Genomic DNA, 11297 nt, shown 5'->3' with positions numbered 1-11297 from the left:
CGGCCAGGGCGCAGGCCGCCCAGGCCCCGGCTCCGGCCGCCGCACCGGCCGGCCGCGGCCCGGCCAAGGCCGAGCCGTCGCCGCTGCGCGGCCAGACGGTGCCGATGACCCGCATCCGCAAGGTCATCGCCGAGAACATGATGAAGGCGCTGCACAGCCAGGCGCAGCTGTCCACCGTGGTCGAGGTGGACGTCACGCGGATCATGCGGCTGCGGGCCCGGGCCAAGGAGGACTTCCTGGCCCGCGAGGGCGTCAAGCTCTCCCCGATGCCGTTCTTCGTCAAGGCCGCCGCCGAGGCGCTGAAGGCCCACCCGTCGATCAACGCCAAGATCAACGACGACGGGACCGTGACCTACCACGACGTCGAGAACATCGGCATCGCGGTGGACTCGGAGAAGGGCCTGATGGTCCCGGTCATCAAGGGCGCGGGCGACCTGAGCCTGGCCGGCATCGCCAAGAAGACCGCGGAGCTGGCGGGCAAGGTCCGCACCGGCAAGCTCAGCCCGGACGACATGTCCGGCGGCACGTTCACGATCAGCAACACCGGTTCGCGCGGTGCGCTGTTCGACACGATCATCGTGAACTACCCGCAGGTGGCCGAGCTGGGCATCGGCGCCACCGTGCGCCGCCCGGTCGTGGTGGACCACCCGGAGCTGGGCGAGACCATCGCCGTCCGGGACATGGTCTACCTGACCCTGTCCTACGACCACCAGCTGGTCGACGGCGCGGACGCCGCCCGCTACCTGACGGACGTCAAGGCCCGTCTGGAGGCCGGCGAGTTCGAGGGCGAGCTGGGTCTCTGACCGGTCCCCGTGCGTCGGCGCCCCCGTACCGGATCCGCTCCGGGCGGGGGCGCCGCCGTGTGGACGGCCCGTATCGTCGTTGTCCTCCCCCGTCCTGCCCGTCCTGCCCGTCCTCCCCTCCGAGAAGGTAGAGAGAAGGAGCGCCCATGGCCCCGCCCGTCGTCCACTCCCTGCGCGAGCAGATCCGCGAGCACATCGTGGAGGGCATCGTCCGCGGGCGCTGGAAGCCGGGCGAGCGCATCGTGGAGCGGCGGATCGCCGTGGAGCTGGAGGTCAGCCAGACGCCCGTGCGCGAGGCGCTGCGCGAGCTGGAGGCGCTGCGGCTGATCGAGTCGGCGCCGAACAAGGGCGTACGGGTGCGGAACCTGACGGCGGCCGATCTGGAGGAGATCTACCCCGTGCGCGCCGGGCTGGAGCAGATCGCGGCCGAGCTGGCCGCCGACCGCCTGGCGGGGGACGTCTCGGCGCTCGAGGAGCACGTGGCGCGGCTGTACGAGGCCGACCGGGCCGGGGACGGCGAGGCCCAGGTGCGGCACACGGTCGCCTTCCACCGGGAGCTGGTGCGCGCGGCCGGGAACAGCGTGCTGCTGCACACCTGGGAGTCGCTGGGCATCGGGGTGTGGACCACGCTCGCCATCCGCTGGCTGGGCACCCGGCAGCAGTCGTACGCCGAGGAGCACGAGGCGGTCGTGGAGGCGTTCCGCAGGCGCGATCCGCGTATCGGCGAGCTGGTCAAGGAGCACGTCCTGGGGTGTGCACCCCGTGCCTGATTCGCGGCACTGAATGCCAATTTCGCTCCCGTACCACTTTTTCGCCTCCCACCCTTTGATCGATCATCGATCGTAGGCGTACAGTCCGGCAGTGGGTGTGACACCCCCCACCCCCATGTCCCGTCCTGTCCGGAAGGCGGCCACAGCATGACCGACGCCGAACGCACCCCCAGCGAGCTCGACCAGCTCCTCGACCGCGACCCCGAGGAGACCGCCGAGTGGGCCGCCTCCCTGGACGCCGTCGCCCGCCAGGCCGGTCCGCACCGGGCGGCGTACCTGATGCGGCGCACCCTGGAGCACGCCGGCCGCACCGGACTCGGTCTCCCCCCGCTGCTGGAGACGGACTACGTCAACACCGTCCCCACCGCCGCCGAGCCCGCCTTCCCCGGCGACGAGGAGATGGAGCGGCGGATCGCCGCCTGGAACCGCTGGAACGCCGCGGCCATGGTCACCCGCGGCTCCCGCTTCGGCGTCGGCGGCCACATCGCCACCTTCGCCTCCGCCGCCTGGCTCTACGAGACGGGCTTCAACCACTTCTTCCGCGGCAAGGAGTCGCCCGAGGCCCCCGGCTCCGGCGACCAGCTCTACATCCAGGGCCACGCCTCCCCCGGCATCTACGCCCGCGCCTTCCTCGACGGACGGCTGACCGAGGCGCAGCTGGACAACTTCCGCCGGGAGGCCGGCGGCGACGGGCTGCCCTCCTACCCGCACCCGCGCCGGCTGCCCTGGCTGTGGGAGTTCCCGACCGTCTCCATGGGCCTGGGCCCGCTCTCGGCGATCTACCAGGCCCGCTTCAACCGCTACCTGGCCGGCCGCGGCATCAAGGACACCTCCGGCAGCCGCGTGTGGGCCTTCCTCGGCGACGGCGAGATGGACGAGCCCGAGTCGACGGCCGCCCTCGCCCTGGCCGGGCGCGAGGGCCTGGACAACCTCACCTTCGTGGTCAACTGCAACCTCCAGCGCCTGGACGGCCCGGTCCGCGCCAACTTCAGGATCGTCCAGGAGCTGGAGGCCCAGTTCCGCGCCGCCGGCTGGCACGTCGTCAAGGCGCTGTGGGGATCGGCCTGGGACGAGCTGTTCGCCCTGGACACCACCGGCGCCCTGGTCAGGAAGCTGCGCGAGGTGCCCGACGCCCAGTTCCAGACGTACGCCACCCGCGACGCCGCCTACATCCGCGAGCACTTCTTCGGCACCGACCCGGCGCTGGCCGGGATGGCGAAGGTGCTGACCGACGCGAAGATCGTCGAGTGCTTCCACACCTCGCGCGGCGGCCACGAGCCCCGCAAGGTGTACGCCGCCTACCGGGCCGCGCTCGCGCACGAGGGCGCGCCGACGGTGATCCTGGCGCAGACCGTCAAGGGCCACACCCTCGGCCGGGGCTTCGCGTCCAAGAACGCCAACCACCAGATGAAGAAGCTGACGACCGACGAGTTCAAGGGCATGCGCGACCTGCTCGGACTGCCGATCCCCGACAGCGCCTTCGGCGACGGCCCGGTCCCCTACGGCCACCCCGGCCCCGACTCCCCCGAGGTGCGCTACCTCGCCGAGCGCCGGGCCGCCCTCGGCGGCCCCGCCCCGGCCCGCCGCATCCACCCGGTCCCGGCGCTGCCCGAGCCGCCCGAGCGCGCCTTCGCCGCCCTGGAGAAGGGGTCGGGCAGGCAGGAGACGGCCACGACCATGGCGTTCGTACGCCTGGTCAAGGACCTGATGCGGGATCCGGAGACCGGCAGGCGCTGGGTGCCGATCGTCCCCGACGAGGCCCGCACCTTCGGCATGGAGTCGCTGTTCCCCTCGGCCGGCATCTACTCGCCCAAGGGGCAGACGTACGAGCCGGTCGACCGCGACCAGCTGATGTACTACAAGGAGGCCGCCGACGGGCAGATCCTCAACGAGGGGATCACCGAGGCCGGCGCCATGGCCGACTTCATCGCCGCCGCCACCTCCTACGCCACGCACGGCGAGCCGATGATCCCCTTCTACATCTTCTACTCGATGTTCGGCTGGCAGCGCACCGGCGACCAGTTCTGGCAGCTCGCCGACCAGCTCGGCCGCGGCTTCGTCGTCGGCGCGACGGCCGGCCGCACCACGCTCACCGGCGAGGGCCTGCAGCACGCCGACGGCCACTCCCACCTGCTCGCCTCGACCAACCCGGCCTCGCTCAACTACGACCCGGCGTTCGCCTACGAGATCGCGGTGATCGTGCGCGACGGCCTGCGCCGGATGTACGGGCCGAAGCCGGAGGACGTCTTCTACTACCTGACCGTCTACAACGAGCCGAAGGTCCAGCCGCCCATGCCCGAGGGCGTGGAGGAGGGCATCATCAAGGGGCTCTACCGCTTCCGCGAGGGGACCCCCTCCTCCCCCGACGCGCCCCGGATCCAGCTGCTGGCCTCGGGAACCGCCATCCACTGGGCGCTGGACGCCCAGCGCCTCCTCGCCGACGACTGGGGCGTGACCGCCGACGTGTGGTCCGCCACCTCCTGGAGCGAGCTGCGCCGCGATGCCCTGTCCTGCGACGCGGCGCAGCTCAACGGCGAGGACCGCGTCCCGTACGTCACCCGCGCGCTGTGCGGCGCGCCCGGCCCGGTCCTCGCCGTCAGCGACTGGATGCGGGCGGTTCCCGACCAGATCGCCCCGTGGGTGGAGCAGGACTGGTCCTCGCTGGGCACCGACGGCTTCGGCCTGTCGGACACCCGCGAGGCGGCCCGCCGCCACTTCGGGGTGGACGCCGAGTCGGTCGCGGTGGCGGCCCTGGACCGGCTGGCCCGGCGCGGCGAGGTCAAGCGGGAGACGGTGCGCGAGGCGGCCGGGCGCTACGGCCTGGCCTGACGGCTCCCGGCCGCCGCGGCCCCTCCCCGCGCCGCCCGGCGGCCCCGGCCGGGCGCGTCTCCCCCCACCTGCCGGGAGGCGCGCCCGGCCCCGCCTGCCGGGGCCGGAACGGCCCGAGCCGGAACGGACCGGGAGTTCAGGACTCCTCGGTGTGGCCGCGGAGCTTGAGGATGGCCGCGAGCAGTCCGCCCCACACCACGACCATGGCGACGATCATCATCGCGACGGCTCCCGCCGACATCAGTGCCTCCCTTCCCCGGGCGTGCCCGGTCGGCTCTCCACGGGACCGCCCGGCCCCGAGGGTTCCGTGCCCGCCGGCTCCGTACCGCGCGGCCAGGGGAGCAGGGAGGCCAGCACGCCGAACAGCAGCGCGCCCAGGGCGACCGCCCACCCGGACCAGAACAGGAAGCCGGACGGATAGCCCCCGTAGTTCTCGTCGAACTCCGAACGCAGGCTGTCCACCATCATCCAGCCCAGCACCAGCGGGGTGACGACCCCCAGGGCAAGGCGCCACCACACGCCCAGCCGGATGGCGGAGGTGGCGTCCGCGTCCCGCTGGAGCACCGGCAGCCTGCGCAGCACCCAGGCGATGACGATCACCGAGACCAGGGAGGCCAGGGCGATGCCGTAGCGGTTGATGAAGTGGTCGGCGGAGTCCAGCAGGTACAGCCCGCTGTCGGTGGGGAAGAGCAGGATGGAGACCAGGGCCGTCAGCCCGCCGGCGCCGAGCACGGCCGGGATGCGTCCGATGCCGGTCTTGTCCTGCACAGAGGCGACCACCACCTCCACGATGGAGATCAGCGAGGTGAAGCCGGCGATCACCAGGGAGCCGAAGAACAGCAGGCCGAAGAGGGTGCCCAGCGGCATGTTGGAGATGATCGTCGGGAAGGCGATGAACGCCAGGCCGATGCCGTCGGTGACGGTCTCCCCCACCGGCGTGCCGCTGGCTGCGGAGAGGAAGCCGAGGGTGGCGAAGACCCCGATGCCCGCCAGGAGTTCGAAGGAGCTGTTGGCGAAGCCGGCGACCAGCGCGGAGCCGGTCAGGTCGGCCCGGCGGCGCAGGTAGGAGGCGTAGGTGATCATGATGCCGAAGCCGACCGAGAGGGAGAAGAAGATCTGCCCGTAGGCGGCGACCCAGACGCCGCCCTCGGCCAGCGCCCCCCCAGTCCGGTGAGAACAGCGCGTCCAGGCCGGTCCCGGCGCCGTCCAGGGTGACCGCGCGGACCACCAGGACGACGAAGAAAACCACCAGCAGGGGGATGAAGATCTTGTTTGCCATCTCGATGCCCCGCCGCACCCCCAGGGCCAGGACGGTCAGGACCGCGATCCAGATGACGAGCAGCGGCCAGAACACGCCGCCGACGTAGGAGGAGATCCAGCCGGGTTGCTCGGCGGTGCGCAGGAAGTCGCCGAAGAAGTAGGCGTTCGGGTCGTCGCCCCACTGCTCGCCGACCGAGAAGCCCACGTACCGCACGGCCCAGGCCAGGATCACGGCGTAGTAGGCGGCGATGACGAAGGAGACCGCCACCTGCCACCAGCCGATCGCCTGCGCCGGGCCGGACAGCCGGCGGAACGCGCCCGGCGGGGACTTCCGGTAGCGGCGGCCGAGCGTGTACTCCAGGATCAGCAGCGGGAGTCCCGCCGTCACCAGGGCGATCAGATAGGGCAGCAGGAACGCCCCGCCGCCGTTCTTGTAGGCCTCGGAGGGGAAGCGCCAGATGTTGCCGAGCCCGATGGCCGAGCCGATCGCCGCCAGCAGGAAGCCCGTGCGGGTCCCCCACTGGGCGCGGGGCGGCGGGGTCGTCGGAGTGCTGCTGGATTCGGTAGCCATATGCGACGTTCCTCGGCTTTTGTCCCTGTGGGTTGACAGCACGTTAACAGCGTGCGCCGCGCCGCGCCCTCCGGCGGGGATGATGGGCGCATGCGTGCTGCCCGGCTGATCGAGATGGTGCTGCTGCTCCAGACGCGGCGGTCGATGACCGCCGCCGAGCTGGCCGAACGGCTGGAGGTCTCCGAGCGGACCGTCGCCCGCGACGCGCTGGCCCTGTCGGAGGCGGGGATCCCCGTCTACGCCGACCGGGGACGGGCCGGCGGCTACCGGCTGGTCGGCGGCTACCGCACCCGGCTGACGGGTCTGGGGCGCGACGAGGCGGAGGCGCTGTTCCTGTCCGGGGTGCCCTCCGCGCTGCGGGAGATGGGCCTGGCGGACGCGGCCTCGGCCGCCCGGCTGAAGGTGGCGGCGGCGCTCACGCCCGAGCTGGCGGACGCCCCGCACAGCGCGGCGCAGCGGTTCCATCTGGACGCCCCGGGGTGGTGGCAGCCCACCGAGACCCCCGGGGCGCTGCCGGTGCTGGCCGAGGCCGTGTGGGACGACCGGCTGGTCGCCGCGCGCTACCGCCGCCGGGACGGTTCCGGGGCGCAGCGGACGCTGGAGCCGTACGGCCTGGTGCTCAAGGCGGGCGTGTGGTACCTCGTCGCCCGTGCCGACGGCGACCCGCGCGTCTACCGGGTGGACCGCTTCGGCTCCGTCACCCCGCTCGGCGAGCGGTTCGAGCGGGACGCGGACTTCGACCTGCCCGGCTTCTGGGAGGAGCGGGCCGCGGCCTTCGCCCGCTCGATCCTGCGCGAGACCGCCGTGGTGCGGCTGACCGAGGCCGGGGTGCGCGCGCTGCGGTACGCCGCCGACCGGGCGGCGGCCGAGGACGCGCTGGCGCGGGGGGAGACCGACCAGGAGGGGCTGACCACCGTCACCCTGCCCGTGGAGTCCCTGGACGTCGCCTACGGCCAGCTCCTCGCCCTCGGTCCCGAGTGCGAGGTGCTCGGCCCGCCCGAACTGCGCGAGCGCGTGGCACGGGCGGCCGAGCGGACGGCGCGGCTCTACCGGTAGTCCCCGGCGGTCGCCTCCTTGCCGCCGTGGACGACCTCGATGAAGTACCGCCAGCCGTCCGGCCGCGAGCCGTCGGTGTCGGTGAAGCCGTACTCGCCGGCGAGCTGCCCGCTGGACAGGGACCGCCCGTTCCAGCGGGCCACGTCCGGGTCGCACGCCAGTGCCGCCACCGCCCGGCCGATGTAGGCGGGCGACTCGGCGATGGCGAAGTGCGGCTCCCGGGCGACCGCGTCGCGCCAGTTCTCCTCCCGGACCCCGAACGCGTCGAGCATCTCCTCCGAGCGCAGGAAGCCCGGGGAGAGGCAGACCGCCGTGCAGCCGTACCCCCTCAGCTCCTCGGCGAGGCCGAAGGCCGCCCGGATCGGCGCGTTCTTCGCCAGGTCGAAGAAGAGGTTGCCGCGGTACCTGGGGCCGTTGTACTCGGCGGTGCCGTCGGTGACCTCCACCACCAGCCCGCCCGGCCGCCGGATCAGCAGGGGCAGGGCGAAGTGGCTGGTGATCAGGTGGGTCTCCACTCCCAGCCGCAGCATCCGCAGGCCCTTGTCCAGCTCGACCTCCCACACCTTCGTGTCGAAGTCGAGCAGGTGGTCACCGCCCCAGACGTCGTTGACCAGGACGTCCAGACGTCCGTGGTCGCGGTCGATCCGCTCCACCAGGGCGCGCACCCGCTCCGGCTCCAGGTGGTCGACCGGCACCGCGATGCCGGTGCCCCCGGCCGCCGTGACCAGTTCGGCGGTCTCCTCGATCGTCTCGGTGGGGCGGCCCACCTCGCTGACGCTCTCGCGCGTGGTGCGGCCGGTGGCGTACACCGTCGCGCCCGCCCGGCCCAGCTCCACGGCCATGGCCCGGCCCGCGCCCCTGGTGGCCCCCGCCACCAGGGCGACCCTGCCCTCCAGACTTCCCTTCGACACCGCTGCCGTGTTCACGTGTGTGTCCTTTCGCGTGTCCGTGACGCCTGCCGGACGCCTTCCCCGCGCCTGCCCGGCGCCTTGTGCGCACCGGGCACGCTGCCACCGATACCGGACATCTCCTGTCGAGTTTTTCCGCCGGTCCGGTCAGGGCGACCCGCCGGGCGGGTGTCCCGCGTGCGGACTGCGCCCGCAGGGCGGATCCTTGGTCCCGTGACGATGCACGAGACGGAGTTCTGGGAGCTGGTCGACAGCACCCGCGAGGCCGCCGGGGGCGACCCGGTCGACCACGCCGAACTGCTCGTCGACCGGCTGACGCGGCTCGACCCGGACACCGTCGTGGACTTCGCCCGCCACTTCGAGGCCCGGGTGAACCGGGCCTGGCGCTGGGACGTGTGGGGCGCGGCCCGGGTGCTGCTGGACGGGGCGGGCGACGACGCCTTCGACTCCTTCCGCTGCTGGCTGGTCGGCCAGGGCAGGAAGGTGTTCGAGGGCGCGCTGCACGACCCGGACTCGCTCGCCGACCTGCTGGAGGACTTCGACCCGGAGGTGGACGGCGAGGGCGAGGACATCGGCGGCGCCGCGGACGAGGCCTACGAGCGGCTCACCGGTCTGGAGCTGCCCGACCTCGGCCTGCCCGACCCGCCCCGGGAGCCGGAGGGCACACCGCTCGCCCCCGGGGACGACCGGGCCCTGGCCGCCGCCCTCCCCCGGCTGTGGGAGCGGTTCGGGCCGCAGCGGGGGTGACCCCCGGCCGGCGGGGGCGGCCCCGGGGCGGTCAGAGCGCCAGCGAGCGCCCCATCAGCACGTCGTCCGCGTAGCCGCTCTCCAGCAGGAACTCCCCGGGCAGCACGCCCTCCACGGCGAAGCCCTCCGAGGCGTACAGCGCCCGCGCGGGCGCGTTGTGGCCCAGCACCCGCAGGGTGATCCGCGAGGCGCCCTGCCGCCGCGCCTCGGCCATCGCCGCGCGCAGCAGCGCCCGGCCCGCGCCCCGGCCGCGCGCCGGCGCGTCCACCACCAGCCCCTGGATCTGGCGGACATGGCCGTTGCTCTCGAGCGGGGTGGGCCGCGCCAGCTTGATGTAGCCCACCGCTTCCCCCGCCAGCTCGGCGACGAGGAACTCCCGGGGCGGGTTGCCCGCGTGGAAGAACGGGCCGTGCGGCGGCCGCGGCCGCGGGGTGACCGCGTGCACCGGCGACCAGGTGCGCCGGTCCAGCTCCCCCAGCGCCTCGCCGTCCTCGTCGGCGGCGGGGCGTACGAGGGGGCGCACGGGGCGCGGCGTCCCCGGGGACGCCGCGGACGCCGAGGACGCGGAAGGGACCGGGGACGCCGAGGACGCGGAGGACGCGGAAGGGACCGGGGACGCCGAGGACGCGGAGGACGCGGAAGGGACCGGGGACGCCGAGGACGCGGAGGACGCGGAAGGGACCGGGGACGCCGAGGACGCGGAGGACGCGGACATGCCGGTCACTGTGCCTCGCCATCGGAGCGGCTGTCCACCAGGATTGCCCCATGCGTATCGCGGTCACCGGCTCATCCGGCCTCATCGGCCGGGCACTTGTGGACTCCCTGCGCGCCGACGGGCACGAGGTGCTGCGCCTGGTGCGCCGCCCGCCCCGGGCGGGCGACGAGGTGGAGTGGGATCCGAGGAGGCAGTATGTGGACGCCGCCGGGCTGGTGGGCTGCGAGGCGGTGGTGCACCTGGCCGGCGCGGGCGTCGGCGACCACCGCTGGACCGAGGCGTACAAGCGCGAGATCCGCGACAGCCGGGTCCTGGGGACGGCCGCCGTCGCCGAGGCCCTGGCCTCGCTCGACACCCCGCCGCGCACCCTGGTGGTCGGCAGCGCCGTCGGCTACTACGGCGACACCGGCGACCGCGCCGTGGACGAGGACGCGCCGCCCGGGCACGGCTTCCTGGCCGACGTCTGCCAGGAGTGGGAGGAGGCCGCCGCACCGGCCGAGGAGGCGGGGATCCGCACCGTGTACGCCCGCACCGGGCTGGTGGTCTCCCGCACCGGCGGGGCGTGGGGGCGGCTGTTCCCGGTCTTCAGGGCCGGGCTGGGCGGGCCCCTGGGCAGCGGCCGCCAGTACTGGAGCCACATCGCCCTGCACGACCACATCGCCGCGCTGCGGCACCTGCTGGACACCGAGGAGCTGTCCGGGCCGGTCAACCTGACCGCGCCCGAGCCGGTCACCCAGCGGGAGGTGGCCGCCGCGATGGGACGGGTGCTGCACCGTCCGGCGGTGCTGCCCGTGCCCGCGCCCGTGCTGCGCGCGGTGCTGGGCGAGTTCTCCACGGACGTGCTCGGCAGTCAGCGGGTGCTGCCCCGGCGGCTGCTGGAGTCCGGCTTCGTCTTCGCCTTCCCCGGCATCGAGGACGCCGTCCGGGCGGCGCTGCGCTGACCTCCGCCCACCGGAGGCGTCCGGCCGGCTGCCTTCCGGCCGGACGTCTTCCGGCCGCCCGCGCCCAGGGCGGGGCGCGGGCGGGGAGCACGGGTGGTGAACGAGTGGCGCACGAGCCGTACCCGACCGATGTGCGACCGCCGTACACCCGTGCGCGACCGATGTGCGTCCGTGCCCGGTGCGTGCGCGACTGTCCGTGATCGCCCGCTTCCCTAGGGTCGGCTTGAAAGCGCGCGTCGAACGCGTCTTCGGAGGGCAGGAAACCCCCGGACGTCCGCTCGCGCCGCAGTGTCGACCACGGGAGGGCCCATGCCCGGCAGCGCACTCCGTCCCAGCCCCGGCCGAGGCCGGGAGACCACCGACGTCGCCGTCGTCGGCGCGGGCCTGGCGGGCCTGGCCGCCGCACACCACCTGACCGGCGCCGGGCTGCACGTCACCGTGCTGGAGGCCGCGGGCGCCGTCGGGGGCCGGATGGCGACCGAGGAGATCGACGGCTACCGGCTGGACCGCGGCGGCCGGCCGCTGTCGTCCGGCTGGTCCGAGCTGCGCCGCTGTCCCGGCCTGACCGGGCTCGACCTGCGCCCCTTCGCCTCCGGGGTGCTGATCCGCAGCGGCGACCGCGGGCTGCGCGTCGGCGCGCCCCGCACCGCCCGCACGTCCACGGCGCCCGAGCGCAGCCCCCGGCCCACGACCCACA

General features: G+C 74.0%; 10 protein-coding genes and 1 pseudogene. 7 read left to right on the top strand and 4 right to left on the bottom strand.

The features are described from left to right. From ACLIYP_RS26560 to aceE, 3 genes are all read left to right on the top strand, one after another. On the top strand, nt 1–803 hold an 803-nt coding region (locus ACLIYP_RS26560), incomplete at its 5' end, for a 2-oxo acid dehydrogenase subunit E2 (protein ID WP_412715635.1). A gap of 146 nt (nt 804–949) precedes the next feature. After that, nucleotides 950–1573 carry a GntR family transcriptional regulator gene (locus tag ACLIYP_RS26555; protein WP_101256264.1) on the top strand — a complete coding sequence of 208 codons (624 nt, stop codon included), beginning with the start codon at nt 950–952 and terminating at the stop codon, nt 1571–1573. 147 nt (nt 1574–1720) lie between these two features. Then, nucleotides 1721–4402, top strand: coding sequence for a pyruvate dehydrogenase (acetyl-transferring), homodimeric type (gene aceE / locus ACLIYP_RS26550; RefSeq protein WP_412715634.1), 2682 nt, complete (start codon nt 1721–1723; stop codon nt 4400–4402). Between the two features lie 136 nt (nt 4403–4538). On the opposite strand, the gene ACLIYP_RS26545 is transcribed toward aceE, so the two are convergent. Together ACLIYP_RS26545 and ACLIYP_RS26540 are read right to left on the bottom strand one after the other, a co-directional pair. Continuing rightward, the gene (locus ACLIYP_RS26545) at nt 4539–4643 is read right to left on the bottom strand and encodes a methionine/alanine import family NSS transporter small subunit (RefSeq protein WP_412715633.1); all 105 of its coding nucleotides are present in this window, start codon (nt 4641–4643) and stop codon (nt 4539–4541) included. Then, a pseudogene (locus ACLIYP_RS26540) lies at nt 4643–6233 on the bottom strand (sodium-dependent transporter). The gene ACLIYP_RS26545 and the pseudogene ACLIYP_RS26540 overlap by 1 nt, the downstream one beginning before the upstream one ends. A gap of 90 nt (nt 6234–6323) precedes the next feature. On the opposite strand from ACLIYP_RS26540, the gene ACLIYP_RS26535 reads away from it, so the two are divergent. Continuing rightward, nucleotides 6324–7289, top strand: coding sequence for a helix-turn-helix transcriptional regulator (locus ACLIYP_RS26535; RefSeq protein WP_412715632.1), 966 nt, complete (start codon nt 6324–6326; stop codon nt 7287–7289). Here the strand turns inward: ACLIYP_RS26535 and ACLIYP_RS26530 are convergent. Further along, nucleotides 7280–8215: an SDR family oxidoreductase gene (locus ACLIYP_RS26530; protein ID WP_412715631.1), complete on the bottom strand. Its 936-nt coding sequence runs from the start codon at nt 8213–8215 to the stop codon at nt 7280–7282. The genes ACLIYP_RS26535 and ACLIYP_RS26530 overlap by 10 nt on opposite strands. Nucleotides 8216–8416: 201 nt before the next feature. On the opposite strand from ACLIYP_RS26530, the gene ACLIYP_RS26525 reads away from it, so the two are divergent. After that, nucleotides 8417–8944: a DUF4240 domain-containing protein gene (locus ACLIYP_RS26525; RefSeq protein ID WP_412715636.1), complete on the top strand. Its 528-nt coding sequence runs from the start codon at nt 8417–8419 to the stop codon at nt 8942–8944. Nucleotides 8945–8975: 31 nt separating this feature from the next. Here ACLIYP_RS26525 and ACLIYP_RS26520 read toward each other — a convergent pair whose 3' ends face one another. Further along, on the bottom strand, nt 8976–9467 hold the full coding sequence (locus ACLIYP_RS26520) for a GNAT family N-acetyltransferase (RefSeq protein ID WP_412715630.1): 492 nt from the start codon (nt 9465–9467) through the stop codon (nt 8976–8978). 242 nt (nt 9468–9709) lie between these two features. On the opposite strand from ACLIYP_RS26520, the gene ACLIYP_RS26515 reads away from it, so the two are divergent. Both ACLIYP_RS26515 and ACLIYP_RS26510 read left to right on the top strand, forming a co-directional pair. Continuing rightward, on the top strand, nt 9710–10600 hold the full coding sequence (locus ACLIYP_RS26515; protein WP_093655072.1) for a TIGR01777 family oxidoreductase: 891 nt from the start codon (nt 9710–9712) through the stop codon (nt 10598–10600). A gap of 309 nt (nt 10601–10909) precedes the next feature. Next, nucleotides 10910–11297: FAD-dependent oxidoreductase (locus tag ACLIYP_RS26510; protein ID WP_412715629.1), on the top strand; the 388-nt coding region annotated here is incomplete at its 3' end.

The sequence above is a fragment of the Streptomyces nanhaiensis genome (genome assembly GCF_046614825.1).
GTDB classification, from domain to species: Bacteria; Actinomycetota; Actinomycetes; order Streptomycetales; family Streptomycetaceae; genus Streptomyces; species Streptomyces radiopugnans.
This window is presented reverse-complemented; position numbering and strand designations above follow the sequence as displayed.